The organism is Bacillus sp. N6, assembly GCF_052805735.1.
In genome coordinates, this window is record NZ_CM127843.1 from 2,085,691 (window position 1) to 2,110,588 (window position 24,898).

The 24,898-nt window shown below is 32.2% G+C and carries 22 protein-coding genes and 1 pseudogene; 19 read left to right on the forward strand and 4 right to left on the reverse strand.

Going from position 1 to position 24,898, the window contains the following annotated elements; genetic code table 11:
• The first annotated feature begins 149 nt into the window (after positions 1-149).
• The 4 genes from ACUXVC_RS10770 (at position 150) to ACUXVC_RS10785 (ending at position 2,694) form a co-directional block, all read left to right on the forward strand.
• Positions 150-335 carry a twin-arginine translocase TatA/TatE family subunit gene (locus ACUXVC_RS10770; protein ID WP_000492442.1) on the forward strand — a complete coding sequence of 62 codons (186 nt, stop codon included), beginning with the start codon at positions 150-152 and terminating at the stop codon, positions 333-335.
• A gap of 42 nt (positions 336-377) precedes the next feature.
• Positions 378-1,118: a twin-arginine translocase subunit TatC gene (tatC, locus tag ACUXVC_RS10775; RefSeq protein ID WP_000390119.1), complete on the forward strand. Its 741-nt coding sequence runs from the start codon at positions 378-380 to the stop codon at positions 1,116-1,118.
• A gap of 329 nt (positions 1,119-1,447) precedes the next feature.
• Positions 1,448-1,699, forward strand: a complete 252-nt coding sequence (locus ACUXVC_RS10780) for a DUF2535 family protein (protein WP_000629012.1) — start codon at positions 1,448-1,450, stop codon at positions 1,697-1,699.
• A 152-nt stretch (positions 1,700-1,851) separates the two neighbouring features.
• Positions 1,852-2,694: a DegV family protein gene (locus ACUXVC_RS10785; RefSeq protein WP_069356630.1), complete on the forward strand. Its 843-nt coding sequence runs from the start codon at positions 1,852-1,854 to the stop codon at positions 2,692-2,694.
• A gap of 330 nt (positions 2,695-3,024) precedes the next feature.
• Here the strand turns inward: ACUXVC_RS10785 and ACUXVC_RS10790 are convergent, their stop codons facing one another.
• Positions 3,025-3,999 (reverse strand): MBL fold metallo-hydrolase, encoded by a 975-nt coding sequence (locus ACUXVC_RS10790; protein WP_098976042.1) that lies wholly within the window; start codon positions 3,997-3,999, stop codon positions 3,025-3,027.
• Between the two features lie 335 nt (positions 4,000-4,334).
• Between ACUXVC_RS10790 and ACUXVC_RS10795 the strand changes: the two genes are divergently transcribed.
• Positions 4,335-4,922: an SCO family protein gene (locus ACUXVC_RS10795; RefSeq protein WP_000833332.1), complete on the forward strand. Its 588-nt coding sequence runs from the start codon at positions 4,335-4,337 to the stop codon at positions 4,920-4,922.
• A gap of 34 nt (positions 4,923-4,956) precedes the next feature.
• Here ACUXVC_RS10795 and ACUXVC_RS10800 read toward each other — a convergent pair whose 3' ends face one another.
• A complete protein-coding gene (locus ACUXVC_RS10800) occupies positions 4,957-5,418 on the reverse strand; it encodes an Hsp20/alpha crystallin family protein (protein WP_001288086.1) in 462 nt (153 codons plus the stop codon).
• A gap of 217 nt (positions 5,419-5,635) precedes the next feature.
• On the opposite strand from ACUXVC_RS10800, the gene asnB reads away from it, so the two are divergent.
• The 13 genes and pseudogenes from asnB (at position 5,636) to ACUXVC_RS10865 (ending at position 17,899) form a co-directional block, all read left to right on the forward strand.
• The gene (gene asnB / locus ACUXVC_RS10805) at positions 5,636-7,537 is read left to right on the forward strand and encodes an asparagine synthase (glutamine-hydrolyzing) (protein WP_000333826.1); all 1,902 of its coding nucleotides are present in this window, start codon (positions 5,636-5,638) and stop codon (positions 7,535-7,537) included.
• Between the two features lie 93 nt (positions 7,538-7,630).
• Entirely contained in the window at positions 7,631-7,990 is a 360-nt protein-coding gene (locus ACUXVC_RS10810; RefSeq protein ID WP_089170912.1) for a GNAT family N-acetyltransferase, read from the forward strand.
• A gap of 51 nt (positions 7,991-8,041) precedes the next feature.
• Positions 8,042-8,371, forward strand: coding sequence for a hypothetical protein (locus ACUXVC_RS10815; protein WP_000200465.1), 330 nt, complete (start codon positions 8,042-8,044; stop codon positions 8,369-8,371).
• Positions 8,372-8,473: 102 nt separating this feature from the next.
• The gene (locus ACUXVC_RS10820; RefSeq protein WP_095690989.1) at positions 8,474-9,460 is read left to right on the forward strand and encodes an N-acetylmuramoyl-L-alanine amidase; all 987 of its coding nucleotides are present in this window, start codon (positions 8,474-8,476) and stop codon (positions 9,458-9,460) included.
• A 239-nt stretch (positions 9,461-9,699) separates the two neighbouring features.
• Positions 9,700-10,662: an ABC transporter substrate-binding protein gene (locus ACUXVC_RS10825; protein ID WP_053564604.1), complete on the forward strand. Its 963-nt coding sequence runs from the start codon at positions 9,700-9,702 to the stop codon at positions 10,660-10,662.
• Between the two features lie 126 nt (positions 10,663-10,788).
• Positions 10,789-11,664: a D-amino-acid transaminase gene (dat, locus tag ACUXVC_RS10830; RefSeq protein ID WP_144465454.1), complete on the forward strand. Its 876-nt coding sequence runs from the start codon at positions 10,789-10,791 to the stop codon at positions 11,662-11,664.
• Between the two features lie 98 nt (positions 11,665-11,762).
• Entirely contained in the window at positions 11,763-12,410 is a 648-nt protein-coding gene (locus ACUXVC_RS10835; protein WP_053564602.1) for a nitroreductase family protein, read from the forward strand.
• 261 nt (positions 12,411-12,671) lie between these two features.
• Positions 12,672-13,160, forward strand: coding sequence for a hypothetical protein (locus ACUXVC_RS10840; RefSeq protein WP_000713495.1), 489 nt, complete (start codon positions 12,672-12,674; stop codon positions 13,158-13,160).
• A 66-nt stretch (positions 13,161-13,226) separates the two neighbouring features.
• Entirely contained in the window at positions 13,227-13,481 is a 255-nt protein-coding gene (locus ACUXVC_RS10845) for a hypothetical protein (RefSeq protein WP_095690985.1), read from the forward strand.
• Positions 13,482-13,595: 114 nt separating this feature from the next.
• Positions 13,596-14,006 (forward strand): annotated as a pseudogene (locus ACUXVC_RS10850) (cysteine hydrolase family protein); the annotation flags it as partial.
• 401 nt (positions 14,007-14,407) lie between these two features.
• The gene (locus ACUXVC_RS10855; RefSeq protein ID WP_446026032.1) at positions 14,408-15,313 is read left to right on the forward strand and encodes a hypothetical protein; all 906 of its coding nucleotides are present in this window, start codon (positions 14,408-14,410) and stop codon (positions 15,311-15,313) included.
• Between the two features lie 772 nt (positions 15,314-16,085).
• Positions 16,086-17,597, forward strand: coding sequence for a protein kinase domain-containing protein (locus ACUXVC_RS10860; protein ID WP_446026033.1), 1,512 nt, complete (start codon positions 16,086-16,088; stop codon positions 17,595-17,597).
• 107 nt (positions 17,598-17,704) lie between these two features.
• The gene (locus ACUXVC_RS10865; protein WP_446026034.1) at positions 17,705-17,899 is read left to right on the forward strand and encodes a hypothetical protein; all 195 of its coding nucleotides are present in this window, start codon (positions 17,705-17,707) and stop codon (positions 17,897-17,899) included.
• Positions 17,900-17,927: 28 nt separating this feature from the next.
• Here the strand turns inward: ACUXVC_RS10865 and ACUXVC_RS10870 are convergent.
• Both ACUXVC_RS10870 and ACUXVC_RS10875 read right to left on the reverse strand, forming a co-directional pair.
• Positions 17,928-19,285 (reverse strand): IS3-like element ISBce18 family transposase gene (locus tag ACUXVC_RS10870; protein ID WP_097856517.1). Its coding sequence is split into 2 segments (ribosomal slippage): positions 17,928-18,829 and positions 18,829-19,285, totalling 1,359 coding nucleotides; the frame shifts between segments, so codons are not numbered across the junction.
• Positions 19,286-19,483: 198 nt separating this feature from the next.
• The gene (locus ACUXVC_RS10875) at positions 19,484-22,393 is read right to left on the reverse strand and encodes a protein NO VEIN domain-containing protein (RefSeq protein ID WP_446026035.1); all 2,910 of its coding nucleotides are present in this window, start codon (positions 22,391-22,393) and stop codon (positions 19,484-19,486) included.
• A gap of 799 nt (positions 22,394-23,192) precedes the next feature.
• On the opposite strand from ACUXVC_RS10875, the gene ACUXVC_RS10880 reads away from it, so the two are divergent.
• Positions 23,193-24,896, forward strand: coding sequence for a DUF4209 domain-containing protein (locus ACUXVC_RS10880; protein ID WP_446026036.1), 1,704 nt, complete (start codon positions 23,193-23,195; stop codon positions 24,894-24,896).
• Positions 24,897-24,898 lie beyond the last annotated feature (2 nt).

A 24,898-nucleotide genomic window follows, 5' to 3' on the forward strand; every position in this document is an offset into this window, starting at 1 on the left:
GCAATAGAAAATGAAATTTGTATAATTGATTATATTTTTGAATTTTTTTGACAAAAGGCAATGGATTTGTTGACGTTTTCAAACTTTTTTGACAAAATAAAATTATGTAATAGTAGGACAAGGAAACTACTAATAAAGGGGATGGGGAAATGTTTTCAAATATTGGCTTTCCAGGGTTAATTTTAATTTTAGTAGCAGTACTCATTTTATTTGGACCTAAAAAATTGCCGGAAATCGGGAAGGCTTTAGGGGAAACGTTAAAAGAGTTTAAAAAATCAACGAAAGAATTGACAGATGACGCATTTCAAGAAAAGGAAAAGAAAGAAAAACTGTAATGTATTTTCCTTGTAATGGAAAAATAAAGTGTGGTGAACGAGATGGAAGATCGGGAAATGAGCGTAGTAGAACATATTGTTGAACTTCGAAAAAGAGTAATATATACAGTGTTATCCTTTGTACTATTTTTAATTATTGGATTTACTTTTACAAAGGATATTTATTTTTGGCTTGTAAAAGATTTACCAATGAAATTAACTGTTCTCGGTCCAAGTGATGTATTGTGGATTTTTTTCTCGATTGCTACAGTATTTGCTATCGTTTGTACAATTCCTTTTGCTGCTATACAAATTTGGTTATTTGTAAAACCGGGTTTACATCCAAATGAACAAAAGATGACAATAATGTATATACCGGTATTGTCTATATTATTTATCGCAGGTTTATGTTTTGGATACTTTATTGTAATGCCGTTTCTATTTCACTTTTTAACTACGATAGGTAATGAAATGTTTAATACGATGTTTACGACAGAAAAGTATTTTCATTTTGTACTTAATTTAACAGTTCCATTTGCTGTGATTTTTGAATTGCCAGTCGTTGTAATGTTTTTAACTAGTATTGGAATACTTACGGCGGAATTTTTAATAAAAATAAGAAGGTATGCTTACGTAGCATTAATTATCATTGCATCTTGTATATCACCGCCTGACTTTTTATCTCATAGTTTAGTTGCGGTGCCGCTTATTTGTATTTATGAAGTAAGTATTGCTTTATCAAAGGTTGTAAGTAAGAGGAAAAAGAAAAGAGAAGAAATGCAGTCGAAAAGTGCCTCGTTATAAAGGCACTTTTTTATTTATTTGTTATACTATAGCTATAAACGTATACAATATATAGAAGAAAAAAATTATAGAATCTCCAAAATTTAGACAAACTTTGCGCTTTTATAAGCTTATACTAAATGTATTAAACAATTGATGGATAATGAGATTCCCGTCTCAGAGATATTTAGGACGGGAAGATGGATTAGGTGGAGATGAATAGAGTATAAATCTTCTAGCCATAAGGACTACAGAAATCATATAAGTCTGATTTTACTCCACTTTAAACAACGTCTTACAGCGCAAAGTAGAGGAAGTTCAAAAATCCAATGAAAAAGAGGATTGATATTGTGATTACGAAAAGTTTTTATTTCACTCATTCAACAGGGGATTGTATTAAAATATTCGAAATCCCTGTCCTACAGGCACAGCATCCATTATCGTTTCTAATTCAGTCTCGTCTTCAATTATTTATTGCAAAAATTCAAAAACAAAAACATCCAAGATTTTCATATTCTTTCCGTGAATATTTACAAAATTGTTTGAAGTGGAATGATTATTTAAATGTATATAAAACAAATACTCTTGAAAAAAATGCATGATATAGAGTAGAGACAGGGTTAGGAGCTCTGTCTTTTTCATTTTAGATATAAAAATATAATTAATTTGATGAAATTTCGTTCCAAATTGTTGAAAGCAGTGGGAATACTAGTATAATAACAAGGAGAGCGTATTGGAAAGGGAAGAATATAATATGCAAAAAATTAAAATTGTAACAGATTCAACGGCAGATTTATCACAAGAGGTAATCGAGAAGTATGACATTCATGTTCTACCATTATCAATCTCTGTAAATGGACAAACATATTTAGATCGCGTTGATCTACAACCAGATGAATTTATTGAAGAAATGATTAAATCAGAGGAACTACCAAAAACATCACAACCTGCAATGGGTACATTTGTAGAAATGTACGACAAGTTAGGTGAAGATGGAAGTGAAGTACTTTCCATTCATATGACAAGTGGAATGAGTGGTACTGTAGCAACTGCAAATAGTGCTGCATCAATGACCGATACAAAAGTAACAGTTGTTGATTCTCAATTTATTACACATGCTTTAGCATATCAAGTGATTGAAGCTGCAAAAATGGCAAATGAAGGACGCTCACTAGAAGAAATTTTAAAACGTGTAGATGAAGTAAGAAAGAATACTCGTTTATATGTAGTAGTAGATACATTAGAAAACTTAGTGAAGGGTGGACGTATCGGTAAAGGAAAGGCGTTTATCGGTTCGCTGCTTAATATAAAGCCAATTGCTAGTCTTGAAGATGGTGTTTATAATCCTGTAACGAAAGTTCGTAGCCAAGGCCAAATTGTAAAAACATTAGCTAAGTTATTTGAGCAAGATACAGCTGGAAAAGTTGTAAAGGCTGTTGCAATTCCGCATGCGAAAGCAATTCCTTTAGCTGAAAGTATGAAAGTGGCGGTTGAAAAAGTGAGTGGGTTTGCTCAATCAGAAATTTTCTATACAACGCCTATAATTAGTACTCATACAGGTCCAGGTGCAATCGGATTTATGTATTTAGCAGAGTAATAAAAAAGCTACTTGAAAATATATTTCAAGTAGCTTTTTTATGTAAATAGAAAGTAAGAAATAAGCAGAGCTATACAGGCACTACCGCTAATGATATAGCGAGTCTGTAAATATTCATTCATAGATAACACCCTTTATCCTGCTATTTGCGGACAGTAAAACTCCCACCTCAAAATTTAGCTGGAGCAAAGAGGTTAGGTGGCGGGCTGTCCGTAAAAGCCCGATTGGTGAAGGTTAATAATCAGTGGGGATAAAGAAACTCCCACTGATTAAAGTTTCATTATAGGATTTTCTATATTATATGTTGGATATAGAAAATCAGTCGTTACGTTACACATGTAAAGTTTCAATTTTTTCATTTACTTGCTTATCATTTGTTGCGTTACTATAAATAAAAGTTTGGCCTAAAAAGAGTACATGCAGTTGTTCCCATGGTAACATGCGCAAATTCCAATTATTTCGAAGTCTAGTTATTGCTTCACGAGGTGTTTCATCGGCGAGTGCAAAAGCTCCGTAATGCATCGGTATAAAATGCATAGCGTTTAAATCTAAATAAGCTTGCACAGCTTCTTCAGGTGAAACATGAGATACTTTCATAAACCATTCTGGTTCATAAGCGCCAATGGGCATAAGAGCAATATCAATTAAAAAGCGTTCACCAATTTCTTTGAAACCTTGGAAATAGCCACTGTCGCCACAAAAATATATGGTTTCCATAGTCGTTTCATTATCAATAATCCATCCGCCCCAGTGAGACGTATTCATATCAAATAAGAATCTTCTCGTCCAGTGCTGAGCAGGTACGAAGTGAAAAGAAACTTCATTAATTATCGTACTTTCCCACCATTTATACTCTTCTACATGTTTAAATTTCTTACGAGTAAATAATTTTTTTAATCCAATAGGTACAAGATATAGAACATCATCATTCAACTGACGAAGAGTTGAAAAATCTAAATGATCATAATGACCATGTGAAATAAGGACAATATCAATTTTAGGTAGTGCTTCTATAGAAAGTCCAGGTTCTGTAAGTCTTGGAACTAGCTTTAATTTATTGGCCCATACTGGATCTGTTAATATATTAAGTCCATTCGTTTGGATAAGAAAAGTAGAATGCCCAATCCACGTGATAGTCGTTTTTTCAACATTACTTTGCAAAAATGCACTTTGTTTAACGGGTGATTGTTCTACTAAGAAAGAAAAATCCTTTTTGTTTTGCTTTCGTTCTTTACGCCAGCGTAAAAAAGAGCGAATTGATTTGTTTGTACTAACATTATCCATATTTTCATAGCGCTTTGCCATGAACATCACCTCATTTACAATCGTTGTATTTGTATTGTACCGAAATGTTGTTAAGGAATACAGTGTAAAACATGGATTAATGTTTAAGGAATTGTTAAAAAATAGGGAGAGATATTTACAAAAGTAACAATAAAATTAGTTTTATCAATTCTATTTATAGAAATAATAGTAAAAAAATATATTTTGTCTAGTAATTCGCTTGAAATAAAGAAGTAACATACGTAAATTCGTACGATTTCGTGAACAAATGTAGTAAACAATTTTCTCGTAGTGTTAACTTTTGTTATTATAAACATAACCTATTTAAATTTAGGATAGAGAAAAGAGGTTTATAAATGAAGCGTTATCAAAAAATAATTGGTCTTATGGTTGTATTTTGTCTCTTTGTACTTGCTGGATGTAGTGAATCAGGTTCAAAGCTTCGTAAACCATTAAATTGGGATTTAGAAACTTTCCAATTTACAAATCAAGATGGAAAGCAATTTGGTACAAAAGATTTAAAAGGGAAAGTTTGGGTTGCAGATTTTATGTTCACAAATTGTCAAACAGTTTGTCCACCAATGACTGCAAATATGGCCAAGCTGCAAAAGATGGCAAAAGAAGAGAAGATAGATGTTCAGTTTGTTTCATTTAGTGTAGATCCAGACCTTGATAAACCAGAAAATCTGAAAGCTTTTATTCAAAAGTTTACAGAGGATACTAGTAACTGGAATTTATTAACGGGATATTCGTTAGAAGATATCACGAAGTTTTCAAAAGATAATTTCCAATCACTTGTAGATAAGCCGGAGAATGGTCAGGTCATGCATGGTACATCATTTTATTTAATTGATCAAAACGGAAAAGTAATGAAAAAGTATAGTGGTATTAGTAATACGCCATACGAAGACATTATACGTGATATGAAGCGATTAGTGGATTAAAAATAAGGGTGCATAGCACCCTTATTTTTTTGCATTAGTCTATGGATAAAATGTCATGTTGTTGGGGAAGTTTCGGCGCCCGAATTTCTAATACGCCGTTTTGATAAGAAGCTTTTGCTGCTTTTTTATTAATTGAATACGGCAACTTAATCAATCTTGATGCTTCTGAAATGGAACGTTCCCGGCGATAATAGTTATGGGATGTTTCTTCTTCTTCTTCGAGTATCTCTTCTTTTACAGAGACTTTTAAGTATTCACTTTGTATTTCAATTTGAATTTGCTCTTTTTGTATACCTGGTAGTTCAGCTGTAACAACGAGTTCTTCACCAACTTCATATAAATCTACAGGGAATGTTAATAAACGGTTTCCTTTTTGGAAAAAATGATTTAAATCAGCGATTACATTGCGAAGAGGTGTTTGCTCGAAGAAATCATCAATTTGCTTTAAGTAATTACGAACCGGTGGGCGAGAAGAATCTTTTTTTTCTTCACTCATGGTATTCCCTCCTAGAAATCAATTTGCAATATCATATGACAAAAGCGGAGAAAGGTGAGTGCCTAGTTTTCATGTTTTCATAAAAAATTGTTAAAAATGTGAAATGGAGTGATTTTTTTATAGTTTTTGGTCGCCATATTCAGTTGATTATGCTAGTATAAATAGGGTTGATATAGTAGTATAGAAACAGAATGAAAACCGAAAGAGGGTAAGAAGTATGTGTGGTTTTGTAGGATGTTTATGTGAAAACCCTAGAGAGTTTTCAGAAACAGAAAAACATCAATTTGAAAATATGAACACGATGATTTTCCACCGTGGTCCAGATGACGAAGGATATTTTCGTGATGAACATGTACAATTTGGCTTCCGCCGTTTAAGTATCATTGACTTAGAGGCAGGACATCAGCCGCTAACTTATGAAAATGATCGATATGTAATTATTTTTAATGGTGAAATTTACAACTATGTAGAATTACGTGAAATGTTACTTGAAAAAGGTGCAACGTTTGCAACACAATCTGATACAGAAGTTATCATTGCATTGTATGCACATATGAAAGAAAAATGTGTAGACTATCTTCGTGGTATGTTTGCATTTATGATTTGGGATCGTGAAGAGAAGAAACTTTTCGGTGCACGTGACCACTTCGGTATTAAACCTTTATACGTCGCACAACAAGGTGATACTACATTCTTCGCATCTGAGAAGAAAAGTATTATGCATGTGATGGAAGATAAAGGAGTTAATCCAACGTCACTACAACATTACTTTACGTACCAATATGGTCCAGAGCCAGAAACATTAACAATTGATGTTAATAAAATCGAGCCTGGTCATTATTTCGTAAAAGAAATCGGTAAAGAGATGGAGATCCATCGCTACTGGAAACCTTATTTCAATGCTTCAAGCGCAACGAAAGAGGAGCATATCCAAGCAATTCGTGATGTGTTATACGATTCAGTAAAAGTGCATATGCGCAGTGATGTACCAGTAGGTTCATTCTTATCTGGTGGTATCGATTCATCTATTATCGCTTCTATCGCAAGAGAAATGAATCCAAATCTTTTAACATTCTCTATTGGTTTTGAACAACGTGGTTTCAGTGAAGTTGATGTTGCCAAAGAAACTGCTGAGAAATTAGGCGTTAAAAACCATAACGTATTCATTTCAGCGAAAGAGTTTATGGATGAGTTCCCAAAAATCATTTGGCATATGGATGATCCTTTAGCAGATCCAGCAGCTGTACCATTGTACTTCGTTGCAAAAGAAGCACGTAAGCATGTAACAGTTGTTCTTTCAGGTGAAGGTGCAGACGAGCTATTTGGTGGTTATAACATTTATCGTGAGCCAAACTCACTAAAAATGTTCTCTTACATTCCTAGCCCAGGTAAGAGCGTTCTAAAAGCATTAAGTGGTGCTCTTAAAGAAGGATTTAAAGGTAAGAGCTTCCTAGAGCGTGGATGTACGCCAATTGAAGAGCGTTACTATGGAAACGCGAAAATCTTCCGTGAAGAAGAGAAAGTTGAATTAATGAAGTATTACAATGAAAGTGTTAACTATATGGATATCACGAAACCATTGTATAACGAGATTAAAGATTATGATGATGTAAGCAAAATGCAGTACATTGACATGTTCACATGGTTACGTGGTGACATTTTATTAAAAGCTGATAAAATGACAATGGCAAACTCATTAGAACTTCGTGTACCGTTCTTAGATAAAGAAGTATTCGATGTTGCATCTAAAATTCCAACTGAATTTAAGATTGCTAACGGAACTACGAAAGCTATTTTACGTGAAGCAGCACGCGGAATCGTTCCAGATCACGTATTAGATCGTAAAAAACTTGGATTCCCAGTACCAATTCGTCACTGGTTAAAAGACGAAATGCATGATTGGGCTATCAATATTATAAACGAGAGTAAAACAGAGCATTTAATCGACAAACAGTATGTATTAAACTTACTGGAAGCACATTGTGCAGATAAAGGCGATTATAGCCGTAAAATTTGGACTGTCCTTGCGTTTATGGTATGGCACCAAATTTATGTTGAGCATAAATACGATACGAATAAGTTCCATGAAGAAACAAAACGTGCGTATAGCTTAGTTTAATTAAAAAAACCTTAAGATCGCATACGGTCTTAAGGTTTTTTTCATAAATAGGAAGTATTATTGATACAATAATAGTAAAAGGATGGACAACATATGATTACGTTTGAGAAAGTTAATGTAGAAAATGAAAGCGTTGTTAAAGAAATGTTTAAATCGCATAGTTTAGGTGAGAAAAAGGTACAGTACTGTGTGAAAGTTGATGATACATATATTGGTGTAATAGATTATAGTGTTCAAGAGGAACGAGCTGTTTTATCACAGCTAATTATTCATTTTGATTACCAAGGTTACGGTTATGGTGCAAATACGTATTTTACATTTGAAGAAATGATGAAACAAAGAAATGTGAAAGAAATAAAAGTGCTACAAGAGGAATTAACAGAAAAGGCGAAGTCTTTCATAGAGAGTTTTGGTTTTACTTTAGAAGATGAAGAGTATGTAAAGAAAATATAACGATGATTACTTATGCGATAAAATAAATATAAGGCAGGTGGATGTATGACGATGACTTCTGGTCTTGTATTAATTGGAGGGTGCTTTATAGTAGCAGAATTATGTCATATACTCATTCGGAAAAGAATGAGTAAGAAAAAAAAGCCGTATGAATTACAATATGTCCCTGTCTTTTTCATTATGTTTTGTATGCTTAGTACATTACAAAATCTAATGAACTTTCCACCACTTGTGAATGTTTTTTTAAAGTTCGGTTTACTTTATAGTGGTGCTGGAATAACACTTTTATTTATTTTATTTTGCATACGTTATGTTCACTATCAATCGTATATATTTATTTTAAATTGGTTAAAGCAAGATGATAGAAAACGCCTTACATAAGGCGTTTTTTTTATTTGTAATTGTAACAGAACTTGTACATTTCACATAAAATAGGACGAGTAGCAATGCAAACATATTACAAGAAAGGGGCGGGGCAATAAAATGAAACTTGTTATAGACGCAGGGCACGGTGGATATGATTCTGGTGCTGTTGGTAATGGTTTAGTAGAAAAAAACTTAACACTTCAAATTGCTAGACGCGTTCGAGACATTTTAACGGTAAATTACCCAATTACAATTAAAATGACACGTGATAGTGATGTGTTTATTTCTTTATCGGAACGTGCTAATATTGCCAATGCTTTTGGTGCGGATTATTTTATTTCATTTCATATTAATAGCGGCGGGGGTACAGGTTTTGAAAGCTATATTTATAATGCGTTATCCAACAGCAGCACTGCATATGCAAAGCAACAAAAGATGCATACAGCAGTAAATCCTGTATTAACAAAATACGGTCTTCGTGATCGAGGAGCAAAAAAAGAAAATTATGCGGTATTAAGAGAAACCGCAATGGATGCAATTTTAACTGAGACTGCCTTTATTGATACAACGTTTGATGCAAATTTATTAAAAAATCCACAATTTATTGAAGATCTAAGTCAAGCGTATGCGAATGGAATAGCGGCTATTTTTGGAGTAGCTCCAAATCCACAACCTCCTAACCCACAACCGACACCTCAAACGAAGGGAATCGCTTATATCCTTGGGAAAAATGTAAATTTAAGAAATGGTCCATCAACTTCTTCCTCAGTTATTCGTCAATTAAATTCTCCAGAATCTTACGTTGTTTATCAGGAAAGTAACGGATGGTTAGATTTGGGGAATGGACAATGGGTGTATAATGATCCTTCTTACATTAATTTTGTAAAGACAAGTAATAGTGATGGAAGTCCGATTGGGGTTGCATATATACAAGGGATGAATGTAAATTTAAGAAGTGGTCCATCAACTACATCTGCAGTTATCCGCCAATTAAATTCTCCAGAATCTTATTTAGTATATATAAATGAAAATGGTTGGTTAAACCTTGGTGGAAAGCAGTGGGTATATAATGATCCATCGTATATTAAGTATACTCAATATTAGCAATTAAAATGATAATGCAATATGGATGCGTATCTTTGTTATGTATAACAAGGGTACGCATTTTAATAACAACATTTATTTTCATACTTATGCACTATGTTTTAAAAAGAAACATTAGAAAAGCGGATAGAATCTAAATAGTATATATTAAAAAAGTTTTCTGATATACATTGACAATGTATGTAGGATACATTAATCTTTAATTGTTAATGATAATCGATTTCATCTAGGGAGGACATATGATACATACTAAAAAACTAATTATGTTCTGCATTATGATACTCATGGTTGTAATTGCAGGATGTAGTAAAGAAGAGAAAAAGGAAAATGATATATCAGCGAAAGCAAAAGATTCATATACGGTAAAGCATGCAATGGGCGAAACGACAGTAAATGGTACACCTAAAAAAGTTGTTGTTTTAACAAATGAAGGTGCAGAGGCTCTTCTAGCTGTGGGCGTAACGCCAGTGGGGACTACAAAACCACGTGCTGGTGATGAATGGTATCCTCATGTAGCGAAAGAGTTAAAAAATACGGAAGTTGTAGGAACTGAACGTGATATTAATTTAGAGGCTGTAATGAAGCTTAAGCCAGATTTAATTATCGGAAATAAAATGCGTCACGAAAAAATATATGATCAGCTAAAAGAAATCGCACCAACTGTTTATGCAGAAACATTACGCGGTGATTGGAAAGAAAACTTTACGCTTTATACAAAAGCTGTAAATAGAGAAAAAGAAGGGCAAAAAGCTCTTGATGATTATAAAAAACGTATTGAAGGAATGAAAGAGAAGTTAGGAGATAAATTAAATTCTAAAGTTTCTATTATTCGTTTCGTGCCAGGTGATGTTCGTATTTATCAAAAAAACTCATTCTCGGGAGTTGTTTTAAATGATATTGGATTTAAACGACCACCATTACAAGATAAAGATGATTTTGCGATAAAAGGAATTACAAAAGAGCAAATTCCAAATATGGACGGAGACTACTTATTCTATTTCACGTCTGATAAAGATGCAGATAAGAATAATGAAGGAAATTCGTTAGCAAAGGAATGGACAGAAGATCCACTCTTTAAGCAACTACAGGCTTCTAAAAATAATAAAGTATTCCAAGTAGATGAGGTAATCTGGAATACAGCAGGCGGTATTAAAGCTGCGAACCTTATGTTAGATGATATTGAAAAATATTTCCTTAAATAAATGATAAAATACATCACTTTTACGAAGTGATGTATTTTTTATTTGTGAAAATACAGAAAATTCCTTCTTTCGGGGTGACATAAGTTGTACAATAAAATCAATCATGTGATAAAGGAGTGGGGAAGAATGAAAGCTACTCATAAAGATTGGATCTTGTTTAATGGGAGAATGATTAATACGAAGGAAGAACAGCCGATGGTCGCATTAGAAGAGCGCGGTTTCCAATTTGGTGATGGTATTTATGAAGTATTTAGACTATACGATGGCAAGCCTCATTTATTAGATTTACATTTAGAACGATTCTTTAACTCTATGGCAGAAATAAAAATAATTCCACCATTTACGAAGGAAGAATTAGTAGAAGAGTTATATCAAATGATTGAAAAAAATCAATTTCAAGAAGATGGAAATGTATATTTACAAATATCAAGAGGTGCACAACCGCGCAATCATGTATATGAATCAGATTTACAACCGACATATTTTGCAAATCTTGTTTCGTTCCCAAGACCAGTTGCTTCAATGGAAGCAGGGATTAAGGTAACAGTAGAAGAGGACATCAGGTGGAAGTTTTGCCATATAAAATCTTTAAATTTGCTTCCTAATATCATGATCAAAAACAAAATAAATGAACAAGGGTATCAAGAAGCAATATTAGTACGAGGTGGTATTGTGACTGAAGGATGTCATTCCAATTTCTTTATTGTGAAAAATAATAAGTTAATTACACATCCAGCGGATCATTTCATTTTACATGGTATTACACGTCACTACGTGATTACATTAGCGACAGAGTTACATATCGAAGTAGAAGAACGAGAGTTTTCATTACAAGAAGTATATGAAGCTGATGAGTGCTTCTTTACAGCGACGCCACTTGAAATATTCCCAGTCGTTCAAATTGGTGATGAACAGTTTGGAGCTGGTGAAAGAGGACCAATTACGAAAAAATTACAAGCTGCATATGAAGAGAGTATTCGTTTGTTTAAAGTGACAAATTAATCATGAAGAAAAAAGCTGGTATTCTTCCGGCTTTTTTTCATGATATAATTCAAGCATAGGACAAGTTTTGAAAACGCTGTAAAAAGGGGATTTAATATATGAATTATGAAGATTTTAAAGAAGTAATTCACGGAAGACGAAGTGTTAGAAAGTTTACAGATCAAGAAGTATCTACTAATGATATAAAAGAAATAATTGATTGTGCGCGTTACGCACCGAGTGATACGAATTCGCAAACGTGGGAATTCTTAGTTATCATGAATCGAGAGAAGATCAAAGAAATTGAACAAATGACATGGGATGCATTACATAAACTTGCGGCAAAAGCAGCAGAAAATGGAGAAGAGAAAGCAGGGAAATTACTTACACGTTCTTTCGGACCATATGCAACAGCTTTCTCTGAGGCACCAGTATTAATCGTATGTTTGGCAACACCATATGAATCAAAGTTCCGTGAAAAGATATTTGATCCAATTGCTTTTGTTCCAGATTCAGTTTGGGAAGAAGAAGGGATTAAGAGTAGCTGTTTAGCGGCACAAAACTTAATGTTAGCTGCACATGCAAAGGGACTTGGTACTTGTCCAATGACAGGGCCAGTATTGCTAGCTCAAGATGAACTGCGCCAATATTTACAAATTGAGCCTGAAAAACAAATAAATATGGTTATTTCACTCGGATTTCCGAAAGATAAGCCAAAAAAACTTCCAAGAAAAGAAGTAGAAGAAATCACAACATTTGTTTTTTAAAGTGCTACATAGAAAAGACATTGGACATATCAATGTCTTTTTATTTTTGAGCGGGTATTATATCGATTTGTTGGGCTAAAATGATAAATAAGAAGGAATTACTATTTATTTCATAAAAAAATTAATGTTCTATTAAGGAAAGTATGATACATTAATCGTGAGCAAGCTTCTATATGTTCATAAAAGTTTTAAAAGTTGTCTTAAAATTTAAAAGTTATTTTTGTATAATAAATTATAATCAAATGACAGGGGGGATGAATTTTGAAAAAATTCATAATCACTGGATTGTCTGTATTGTTATTAGTAGGTTGCGGTGCTCCACAGGAAAAAGAGGACGCGCAATCAAAACAGGAAGAACAAGTTGTAAACGCAAGTGATGAGAATATGGTTGTATTTCCTGAAGGTGCAATGTCAATTGGAGAAGGGAAAGTAAAAGTTATTACTCCAGATGGTACTTCTGAAAATGGCAATATACCGACTGTATTCATTAAAAAGGATACTTTAATTCAGCAAGTTGAATTAGAACTTTCTAATTTTCAAAGTGATAAAGAAACCTTCATATTTGTAGATCAAATGTATACAGATAGACATCAAGTAACTAGTACAACGCAGACAACAGTACAATTAAAAGAAAAGACGCTTGAAACAGGTAGTCATACGATTACTGCAGTTCAGTATGAAAACAATGACCCGAAAGGAAAGGTTATTAGTTTTAATCAAGCAACATTTGAGACAAAGCCTGCGTCTTAATAAGAATAAAAAGTACATTACTCAAAAAAGTAGTGTGCTTTTTTATTTGGACTAGAGTGTGCAAGAGTGAATAACTTGTTTCGTTTTCTAATACGATTAAATAGGAAGAAATCACTTGTTACTACTATGACAGAGAAAGAGGTTGAAGATGTGAATCGGTGTATTCGTATCGTCTTAATTAGTATGATGATGGCAGTATTTTGGTTTACGATACAAGAGGTGATTCAAGTTACGCTCAATTATCAAATTCATGACTTATTAATAGGACCTATTTGTGTTACCATTGTTTATCTATTATATGATAAACTCGGACTAAGGTAAGTTTCAGAAGAAAAATGTAGGTATTTCATTTGAAATGTCGAATAGTACATACGATGTCGTAATAACAAATTTTCTATTGTTTACTGTGAAACAGGAGAAGGAGAGATAGTAGTTATGAAACGAGCTCTTATTAATATTGATTATACATATGATTTTGTAGCGGAAAAAGGTGCTTTAACTTGCGGAAAACCAGGTCAAGAAATTGAGAAGGAAATTGTACATATAACGACGCAATATATTGAAAATGGAGATTACGTTGTCTTTGCGATTGATAAACATGAAAAAAATGATGTATATCATCCAGAATCAAAATTATTCCCACCCCATAATATAGCTGGTACAAGTGGAAGAGATTTGTTTGGGGAATTACAAGATGTATACGAAACATATAAAAATGCTGAAAATGTATATTACATGGATAAAACACGATATAGTGCATTTGCAGGAACCGACTTAGAAATGAAGTTAAGAGAAAGAGGAATAGAAGAAGTTCATCTTGTAGGTGTTTGTACTGATATTTGTTTATGAATATTAGGAATCCATTTTCCTTTTAAAGCTTATTATTACAGTAATATCTCATAATAATCCTTCAATTAATTATCTGTTTGCAATTGAAGGATATGGTTAGCTTTTATTAATCACTAATGTTAAAATATGTATGTGAAAGTAAAGGAATTATTTAGCTAAAAACAGAATCTGAAAAGACTCTTTAGAATAACTAATTAGTGTTTTGTATCTTGTTGTTGTAGTTTAATGGGGTGTGACTAAACCTTGATATTATATGCATAAAAACAGACTCTAGAATGAGCTATTTTTTTCGCAGTTAGACAGAACGTATGTTTCTGTTGTGGGACCGTTTACTTTTTACACAGTAGTAGTATCCTAAAATGCAAATCAAAAAACATTGAGATAGGAGATGAATTAAGTTGAAGACAAGATTTGAAGACATTGTTAGGATTGATGAAATTGGTAGAACAAACAGAATGAAACTAAATGAATTACTTGTTTTGGCAAAGGCAGAGGAATTAATTCCTGCGAGGGAAGATAAGGAACGAGTAATGGTTATTGGGATTGACTTTCAAAATGATTTTATGGAGAACGGAGAATTAGGGGTTCCAAATTCTCACCGGGATATTCGAAATATCACAAATTTTATCTATAAGAACTTAAATAAAATTACAACCATCGCAGTGTCATTAGATACCCATGACTTACATCAAATTTTTCACCCTAGTTGGTGGGTGGATAGAGAAGGCAATCACCCAGCCCCATTTACTATTATTACAGCAGATGATGTAGAGGAGGGGATTTGGATAGCGGTGGAAAAACAAAAAGAAAGCTTAGACTATCTGCGTAATCTCGAAAAAAAAGGTAAGAAGCAACTGTGTATTTGGACGTATCACTGCATTGAAGGAACTAATGGGGCGGCATTAGAAGGTCAATTTTCTAATATGATTCATTTCCACTCTATTGCTCGAAACACTAAAATAGAAAAAATTGTAAAGGGGCAAAATCCGTTAAGTGAAATGTATGGGATGATTAAGCCTGAATATGCAGTGGATGATGAAGGGAATTATGAATTTTTAAGTTCATTAAAATCTTACAAAAAAATTATTATTGCGGGAGAGGCCAAATCTCACTGTGTCTTAGAATCAGTAAAGCAAATTGTTGAACATTATACAGATGACCGCTCTGTAACAACCAATATTTATCTATTAAATGATTGTATGAGCCCTATTCCTAGTTATGAAGAGGAAACGGAAAAAGCATTTGAGCAATTAAAACTAACATATGGAATTCATATTGTTAACTCAACGGATTTGCTGCTATAACAGCTATCAAAGAATGATTAGAACTGGTTTTTATAAAGTGAAAAATTTTTATACTGAAGGTACTCTGTCATCCTTCACCAAGTTTGAGATGAGTGTGGGCTGAATCCCTTGGTATAATAACACCCAATTTTATGAAGTTTAAGACAACGTTTTTTTGTAAAAATGCAATGTATCAAAGATTCAAGATTGTCCTATCTCAAACTTTATGGTTCAGAAAATTTTCATGAAATTTGAGATAAGAAACTAACCTTGTTTATCTAAATTTAAGTAAATTATAAATAGAAATAAAAAAAGCTGTTGTCAGCGTTAAACAATACTTTAATTTTTAATGTCATACTATAAAAGTATTTTTATAAAAGAATACCGCATAAATTTATAAAGTTTCTTGGGTAATAGTATTACATGCGAAGTTTAAGAAAAACAGGTGAAATGAAGAGAATGTAATTTGGATAAAGCTCAGCCTGAATTTTTGTGTTAATTAAAATGCTTTTATTATTAAAAATAAAAAGTGTGATGGATTCACTTTTTTTCGACAAAAAAGACATTGTTTTTTGTTAATATGGAGCAATAAACCAAACTATAAAAGGTTATTTTATAATGGATAATATTAAAATGGGGGATATGGTTTTTTTGCTAGATAAAGGGAACTCATTTTGTTAAGAATAGAATTTTTTAAGAAGAAAAGAACTGTTGATGAGCATAAGAAAATAGCAGATTTAAAACAATAATATATATCTAAGAATTTATAGACAAATGGAGTAGGGGATAAAATATGATTGATAACAATAAGAAAGTAATTAGAAGTTTTTTGAAGACTGAGGGGAAACTTGAGACTCCTATGGGAGATATAAATGTAAAGGGAGAAATTGGTGAAGGAGGAAACGCAATTGTTTTTACTGCCGACTTCGGAAAAAATGAAGTCGCTATAAAAATATTGGCAGAAGAAGTGGGACAAAACTCTACAAAATATAGGCGTTTTTTAACGGAATTTAAAGAAATCGTACAGTTAGCTGAAACTAGAGCGGTAGTCCCAATATATTATTATGGTCATTTGACAATTGAGGGAAAACAATTTCCGTACATATTGATGAAAAAGTATCCTTATACATTAAAATCATGGCTAAACACCGTGGAAATTAATAATTTCGATACTTTACGCCCTATTTTATATAACCTTTTTAAAATTGTATCAGTTATCCATAAGAAAAACATAGTGCACAGGGATTTGAAACCAGAAAATATTTTGGTTGCTACTGATGGGAAGATGGTTTTAGCGGATTTTGGCATTTCGTGGTTTGACCCTGAATTTTATGAAAGACACGCCCAAACAAAAAAAGGTGACAGAATGGCTAATTTTGATTTTTCAGCACCAGAACAGTTTCAAAAAGCAAATACTCCGCATTGTACAATGGATATATTTGCTTTAGGACAAATTATTACATGGATTATTATAGGAAGTGCTACTAGAGGAGATAGGGCTCCTCTTACGGCTGAGGATTTATCCTATGAAGTTATTGAACCAATAGTAAAGAAAATGTTAAGTAATTCTCCTAAAGAGCGTTTTCAAACAATCGAAGAAATAGAGAGGGCGTTGATTGAAGGTTTGCAGGAACCGGATTGTGTTGAGGATGAAATAGATAGATTAAATAATAATTTAAGTGTATTTGATAAATTATTAAGACTCTCTTTCCCTGGAAAGAATGGTTTAGTAGAAGCAGGGAATCAAAAACGAATTGATTTTGTTATGAATCAGTTAATTGATGTAAGGGATAATATAAATCTTTGGTGGACGCAAGGTTTTAGCAGTTCACAAATTCATTCTAATTTATTTAAACTGGATGATGAAACGTGGATAATGGATGGAATTGAAATTCAGATTGATAAATTATGGGCATTAAAATATCCTGGCTCACTTGATAAACAGTGTTTATTGATAAAGACGAAGCCAATGCTGCGCTTTGGAATTTATGAAGAAAGGGAAGATGATACTATGGAAGAAGCAGCATGGTTTAGGGATAGATACATCACAGACGCTGAGTACGACGATGGGGTTGCTGATATTGATGAGGAAAGCGTGTTATTAGAGGGAGCGGCAGAACATCGAATTAGAAACCTTATACCTCAATATTATTTTATTGGGACTGAATATCATCCAATTATATCATTGGTAAATGAGCCAGAAGTGTTTCGTATTCATCAGAAATTACTTGAGTACGGTGAGTTAAAAGAAGAAGATATTAATACTCTTTTTAGACTAAAAAAGCGCAGAATCTTACGATTTTAATTTGAATTTGTCGGTGAGAAAATGGAGAAAAGAATTATTTATGTGATGTATATTAATATTGGGTGTTAATATAACAAGGAGTTTAGGTGACGCTTTTCTTAAAATTTATGAAGGATTACACGATGAAAGGTCCTTCTGTTGTATCTCTTAGGGTGGAAGTGATTTATTTAGGTTGGGAATTGTTTAAGAAGAAGAGCATTGTTGATGAACATAATGAAAATAAAGAAGCTGTAAAGAAAAATGAAAATGGAAAAGAAATAATTGCAATAAATATTCTAAAAAGCCACTTTCAGTTGAAGTGACCCCTAAAAGTTAGACACGGTTATTTCATTAGGCAGCTTGATAAAAATGAGTCCGGTATTGCACCGGGCTCATTTTTAATTTTGCTTTTATCCGTTTTGTATTGTAATAATCTATATATTTTTCTAATTCTATTTTGAAGTGCTCTACACTTTCAAACTCTTTTATGTAGAGAAACTCAGACTTCATGATTCCAAAGAAATTCTCCATTACTGCGTTGTCATAACAGTTGCCTTTACGAGACATACTTTGTACGATACCTCTTTTTTGTAATGCGTGACGGTACTGTTTCATTTGATAATGCCACCCTTGATCTGAATGCATCATTAGTTGGTGATTTTCAGGTAAACCTTCTAATGCTGTCTCTAACATTTCTGAAACAAGTGAATACGTCGGTCTAGAGCCAATTGTATAGGTAATGATTTCACCATTATACAAGTCTAATACAGGTGATAAATAAAGTTTCTCACCGAATAATTTAAATTCTGTAATATCGGTTACCCATTTTTCATTTGGCGTATCTGCCGTAAATTTACGCTCTAAAATATGAGGTGCGATTTTACCAACTGTTCCTTTATAAGATTTATATTTTTTCATACGTACAAGACATTTTAAACCTAACTCTTTCATAATTCGTTGCACTTTTTTATGATTCACTATTTGATTACGATTGGCTAACTCATCACGAATACGACGATATCCATAACGACCTTCGTGTTCATCATAAATCGCTTTAATTTCTACTTTTAAATCGGCATCTGGATCGATTCTATCCATTTGTTTTACATAAAAATAATAGGTGCTTCGAGGGATATCCGCTAACTTTACTAATTCTTTCACTTGAAACTCATGCCTTAATTCATAGACTACTTGTGCCTTGTCTTGTTTGGTGATTTTTCCTTGTTTTGAACTAAGGCATTCAACTTTTTTAAATACGCATTTTCCATACGTAAGCGTTCTAATTCAGCTTGTAACGCTTCAACTGAACCTTCTGCCGGAATCTTTTTAGTATCATGTTTTGTGTTTTTATTTTTCATGGATGGACGCCCCTTTTTCTTTGGTTCAAGGGCATCTAAGCCACCTACTTCAAATTGCTTCTTCCATTGATAAACCGTTGTAAAAGAAGGAATCATGAAGATAGCCGCTGTATCCATTAACGATATACCCGATTGAGCCATAAAATTTAGTACGTCTAGTTTAAACTCTGCGGTGTAATTTGTATAGACCTCGTGTAAACCTTCTTCTCCATGGAGTTCGTATAAGCGTAACCAGTATTGAAATTGTGCCTTTGTAATATGCATCTGTTTTGCATATTCTGCTTGAGAAATTATTTTCGGATTAAATCCTTGAACGAGCGTTAACTTTAAATCCTTCGTAAATTTTGTCATACAAAAAACTGCACCTCCAATTGTTAGACTGTGTCTAACAATTGGGGTGCAGTTCAAGTTTGAGTGGCTTTTTAATAGTGTTTAAAAAAGATAAGGTTTTCTCAAGCGTATTTTTGAAAAATTTGCTTTCGGATACTTTCAGCTGATTTATAAGTTCCTTTTCTATTTTTATATTGTTATGAATATCTCTAGGGTACTCTATTTTACTGTTACCATATATTGTGTTGGTTTTAATTCTAGCTTGTTTTGTGAGATTAAATTATATGGATTTTGAATCTTATTGATTTGAGGGATACTTCTTAAATTACTTACACGGTATATAAAGTAATTATCCCCTAACAATTTAGCTACTTCTAATTCGTTATTCGTTAAATAAAAGTGTATATTTCTAGCAGTTGTACTTTTTACTTCGATGTATTTGTAAGAACCATCTTCGAAAAACGATTGGATATCATAACCGGCATTGCAATTTTCATTAGCAACCCATGTTACTTTTTCCGCTAAATCCATTCTACCTATGCCTTTTAGATGCTCTTGTTCCGCAAGAAACACGTAAGATTCTCCCTCTAATCCTATTATTTTCTTGATTTCTAACTGTTTTTCCAACTCTTCTGGTGTTACTGTGTTTGAGCGTGTTTTTTTCCTTTGTTTGTTTTGTTCAATTACATAAGTCACCACATTACGTTTCTCAATAATAGTAGATGCATAGTAAGAAGGTGAACCTCCGTATATTTCTACTGAAAAATCATGTTTCTCTAACTCATTCATAACTTTCCTTGATGCGCCTTTTATACTACATATAGAACAGCTCAATACACTATGTTCAATAATAATTCGATTCTTTTTATATACAGCCTGAATATAATTATCTGTTTTGTTTAATGAGCTTCCGCAAAACGGACAATTATTTGTTTGGAATTCATACATCTTTGTAAAAATAATTGTTTTCTTTTGTTGCTTCGATATATATCCAGGCACATCAACGTTAACAAGTTGGCGAGATTCGTTCAATTTGGTGTTGATTTTATCTACTTTTGACTTTCCTTTTTTCTCAACGGTTTTTATTGGAACGTTAACTAAATCTCCGATATGATTCACAACTTTTGGTTGTTGCAATGACTTCGGAGACTTAATGTCAGGACTTATTTCCTCTCTATTTTTTACGTCTGATACCATTTTTTCCGTTTGAATGATTGGTTTCTCAATTGAATTTGTTTGTTCTTGTGTTTTATCTTGAGCATCTGTAAAATCGATAGAATTATCGTCCGTAGATTCAGAAGTTTTAATTTCATCCGAGTCGTTATCTTCGTCATATAATAAGAAGTTCAATTCTTTTACATATTTACTTTTTTCAATTGCTTCTTTCACATCTATTTCTGTATGTACTTGTTTCCAAATATTATAAATCTCAAGAATTTCTTGGTACAGCATTCTTTCATACAAATGACCCAAAATAGAAATTGCATGTTGTAAGTTCCAATCTGTGAAGCACACTCCACCTATGACAGCGCTAAAGTTATCATGTCTTTTACGGGTTTGAATTGCTGATTCAATGATTTCCCTTACAATTAGGTTCCAAGATTCCGTATTTGGAACTTTAAGTTGTGTTTGATTTAAATTAAACTTATCTTCACAAGATAAAAACATAAGTTTAGCTAATTCTTCTCGAAGGCGTTTTTTACTTGTAGAAGATGTTGTAAACACCTGTTTTGGTAGGGCGAAATTTGAATAGGATACAGTTAAATCTCCTAAAAACGTCCTTTGATGAGCCATTCCTTCTTCTGCATCTCTAAATACATATTCGATTCCCAATTGAGCACAGAACTCTTGTATCCAGTTCGCATATATCCTACTACTTTCCTGCCCTAATGAAAATTTGGATATTATAGAAAAGATTTTATTTTGGGTACCTGCTATACTGTTGTTTTTGTAAATATATGAATGAATAAACAATGAGCCGATGATAGATTTAAAAATGGTTGGAGCAAGAGACTTCTCAGTTACATCGTTAACAAGACCCCTGGAACCTTTTAGGTAAGGCAACCAACTACCTTTATTGAAATAATGTAAATTAGAATACAAAAATTCATTATTTATAATTGCTGCTCGTCTTTTCGCTAAATTTTTAGAGCTATCTTGGCAAAAAGCTGTGAAATTTTCAAAGAGGTATTCATCCATATAAAAATTTAATACATGTGAACCAAAAAAAGATAACATTTCATTTGTATCTAAGTTTTTATTTTTTACTTCATTTCGGTATGATTTATGAATCAAACATGTATCTAATAAATAATCTGATATTTCTTTACTAGAAAGAGTAAATGAATTTTTCAATACATTTATTTCCTTTACCCTTGAAGGATGCACATGCTGCTGCCTTCCTCTCCTTACAAGTGATTCTTCTTTCTTTTCTTGTGTTCCAGTTTTTATATTTTGTTCTTGTATATATTTCTGTGCTGCTAGTTTTTCTGCCTTTTTCTTAGATTTTTCGATAGCAATTGCGTATTTATTATCACATTCTACTTTAACTGTAAATGTTCTATCATGGCGTTCTCCTTCTTCTTTTATTAATTTGTACGTAACATTTGTTTTTTTGATTTGTGCATATTCTTGTAGCTTTGTTTTGTAGTCTACATTATTTATAAGATTCAGTGAAAGAAGAACAGGTTTCACAATACGATAGACTTCTTCGTATCCGCAATGACGATAAATTTCATAAATAACTTTTGTTGATATGTCCATATAAAAGCTTTTTTTTTCTTTTTGTTCTCCTTTACCCAGGTAAATAAGGTCATTTATTTTGTAATATGAATAAATATCATCAGCTAATTGTTCAATATTCTCCAATTTATTTATGTCTTGTATAGTCATTTGAGAATGTTGTAAAAAATGAGCATTAAATAATAATTGTAGTAACGAATATCCCAAAATTGATTTCGCTTTTTCCTTTTCAATTTGTTCGGTCGCTAATCTATTTTCGTTTTGATAACTGGTATGGTGTAATGCGCTATCCAATATCTCTGCTTTCATATTTACATGTAGCAGTTGTTTTAATTTATTTCCATTTACTTCTTGGTTGTCTTGAATACAATCATTTTTATATGTCATAATCGACTATCTCCAATCTTCATTTTTATTATTTTATCATTATTTTCCAACTTTAGATAATTGTTTAGAAACAGAGGATTTATTCAAAATTTCATTTGAAACAACTACCGATTTTCAAAAAAACGTAATCAAAACGCAACTAAATATTCTACGTTTTATCATAATCAAGGATTCATTTCTGATATACGATTATTCTTTAAACTTATGAAAAAATAAAAATATCTAAATAGAGGTTTATTTATATTGAATCCCTTCAGATGTGACAAAAATATTACTGTAGTGATATCTAAATAACTTTCTGTTACAGAAATAATAATTCTGTCGATTGTTATTTCTAAAAATCATATCTAAACTTATTTATTTGTTTTGTGAAAAGTGTGGAATTTTATTTTATTGTCTTAAATTTAAAGTTCACCTATATGAAATTCAGATTTAGAAGTTGTAAAAACTAATGATGTATTGAGAGACATGAAAATTTAGAAAAAATGGGATGAATATGGGTTTAAAATAAAAATTGCTAACAGATAGAAAGTTAGATTTTTAAAATTAAGCAAACTACTTTTTGTTAATAATATGCTGGTGTAAAATGGAATGAGAGAATATTTTTACTCAATCAAAAGAAAGGAATATTTTGATAAAAGCGCGAAGAATGTTCCTAAAAAAGTATTTAAAATCGGTTTCTTGAATATAGAGAGTAAATACAATTTGCCATAGGAAGTTAAAAAATGGGAGTAATTTGTATAAATTTCGTACTGTCTAAACGCAAACAAATATTTAAAGTGGGAGAAGGGGATATAAAATGTCTTTTAGCGATTATGAAAATAATTTTTCTAAGGTAATCAAAACGAAACAAATTTCTGCTGTTTTTGTGTCTGACTTGGGAAAGATGATACCAAAAGAGAATGAAGAAATAGATTTTATATGTGAGTCTATTGTTCAACGCACATTAGTTGGTGCTGCGTTTGAATTATATAATAGTGAAGAAATTAATAATTCTATTCCTTACTCTGTTGAAAAAGCAGAAATGGCTAAGGAACCGTTTATGAAATTTAGGTATTATTGGCACTTATTAAATTATGAAAAGAAAAAAATGGTTTTAATGCAGCGGATTTTAGAATTAATCGAAGAAGATGAACTATTGCGTGAAATGTTTTATGATGACCCTTGTCTAAAAATGAATGTAATAAAATATTTTTTAAAGTACGGGAAGAAAATAAAACCTATTAGGCAAAATATTTGGGATTTAGTAGTAGGGCTTATAATGAAAGATAAATCTGATTTAATTTTATTTATGTCTGATGTAGTTCCTTTTATCGAAAGTGAGGGAGATTCAGAAATAAAAAATCGTTATTATGAGTATATCGCACTTGTGGTGAACGAACTTGAAGTACAATTGAAGAAAGAGGGAAACGGTAATTTCTTGGATAGACTGTATGAAGAAGTCACAACAGTATCTATACAAACTGTAGACAGAAATGAATTTAAAGAGCGGCGAGCTAATCTTGCTTTAAGTATTGCTGAAGCTAATAAAGACCAAATGGCAAAGATGCATTATGCACATAAGGCTTCTGTTATTTTTTCAGATATAAATAATCAAGAAGGAGCTAGAAAGGCTTTAGCCGTCCTTAGTGAATCTATTAATAAATTTGGGACAGCCCCACAACAAAGAATACCGCTGAAATTAGGAAAAAAAATTATTAATGATTTTGAAGAAAATTACAAAAAGGTTTTTGGAATTTTTTCAGACCATAATGTATCACTAGAAAATCGTGTTTCTGATTTAGCGTTTCTAGTTATAAGGGATTCTGAGATAGATGGACAAAAAGTACAGGTTCTATTTTATAGACCATTTCCTGAATTGAAAACAATTGAAAGCTCTGAAAAAAATTTGAGTAGCTCTATCACTAGCCAAATTCTTCCTTCTGTACATTTAGGTAGTAATAAGGTAATTGGAATTGATAAAAGGGATATAGAAGCGAAATCACTTTGTTATTCGACTCATTTTCAATTTACTACAATTCCTGCAATGTTAGGTTTAAAGAAAGATAAAGATTTCAACTTGAAGTTTTTATTGAATTATATACAACGTTCTGAAATTGTATCGGATAATGACATTATTTTTATTGAAGAGGCATTAGAGCACTTTTATAATAATAAATTTATTTCATTTTTAAGTGTACTTGTACCAACAATTGAATGCTTACTACGGAGAGTTTATGAACTATATAACGGTACGGATATTGCTACTCAACGAAAAGATAGCAATTTACAAACTACCGTGAATTTATCCGATATCCTTAAGGATGATAAAGTGAAGGAGAATTTATCTGAAGACTTCATTAGTTACTTACAGTATTTGTTAAATGATGATACTTCTTCAGAAAATATTAGAAATAATATTGCACATCGTTTAACAGATGCAGAGTTTTATAATGAAGGTCGCTCATTAATTGTTTTGCACCTGCTTTTAGTATTAACTAGCTACTTTAGCCGTAAAGGCTGAAT

Bases quoted from the DNA above. Each gene is read 5' to 3' on its own strand.
- asnB (WP_000333826.1), top strand. From the start codon at position 5,636: ATGTGTGGTTTTGTAGGATGTTTATGTGAAAACCCTAGAGAGTTTTCA.
- dat (WP_144465454.1), top strand. From the start codon at position 10,789: ATGAAAGCTACTCATAAAGATTGGATCTTGTTTAATGGGAGAATGATT.
- ACUXVC_RS10835 (WP_053564602.1), top strand. From the start codon at position 11,763: ATGAATTATGAAGATTTTAAAGAAGTAATTCACGGAAGACGAAGTGTT.
- tatC (WP_000390119.1), top strand. From the start codon at position 378: ATGGAAGATCGGGAAATGAGCGTAGTAGAACATATTGTTGAACTTCGA.
- ACUXVC_RS10825 (WP_053564604.1), top strand. From the start codon at position 9,700: ATGATACATACTAAAAAACTAATTATGTTCTGCATTATGATACTCATG.
- ACUXVC_RS10860 (WP_446026033.1), top strand. From the start codon at position 16,086: ATGATTGATAACAATAAGAAAGTAATTAGAAGTTTTTTGAAGACTGAG.
- ACUXVC_RS10820 (WP_095690989.1), top strand. From the start codon at position 8,474: ATGAAACTTGTTATAGACGCAGGGCACGGTGGATATGATTCTGGTGCT.
- ACUXVC_RS10865 (WP_446026034.1), top strand. From the start codon at position 17,705: ATGAAGGATTACACGATGAAAGGTCCTTCTGTTGTATCTCTTAGGGTG.
- ACUXVC_RS10810 (WP_089170912.1), top strand. From the start codon at position 7,631: ATGATTACGTTTGAGAAAGTTAATGTAGAAAATGAAAGCGTTGTTAAA.
- ACUXVC_RS10790 (WP_098976042.1), bottom strand. From the start codon at position 3,999: ATGGCAAAGCGCTATGAAAATATGGATAATGTTAGTACAAACAAATCA.
- ACUXVC_RS10795 (WP_000833332.1), top strand. From the start codon at position 4,335: ATGAAGCGTTATCAAAAAATAATTGGTCTTATGGTTGTATTTTGTCTC.
- ACUXVC_RS10785 (WP_069356630.1), top strand. From the start codon at position 1,852: ATGCAAAAAATTAAAATTGTAACAGATTCAACGGCAGATTTATCACAA.
- ACUXVC_RS10875 (WP_446026035.1), bottom strand. From the start codon at position 22,393: ATGACATATAAAAATGATTGTATTCAAGACAACCAAGAAGTAAATGGA.
- ACUXVC_RS10880 (WP_446026036.1), top strand. From the start codon at position 23,193: ATGTCTTTTAGCGATTATGAAAATAATTTTTCTAAGGTAATCAAAACG.
- ACUXVC_RS10800 (WP_001288086.1), bottom strand. From the start codon at position 5,418: ATGAGTGAAGAAAAAAAAGATTCTTCTCGCCCACCGGTTCGTAATTAC.
- ACUXVC_RS10815 (WP_000200465.1), top strand. From the start codon at position 8,042: ATGACTTCTGGTCTTGTATTAATTGGAGGGTGCTTTATAGTAGCAGAA.
- ACUXVC_RS10770 (WP_000492442.1), top strand. From the start codon at position 150: ATGTTTTCAAATATTGGCTTTCCAGGGTTAATTTTAATTTTAGTAGCA.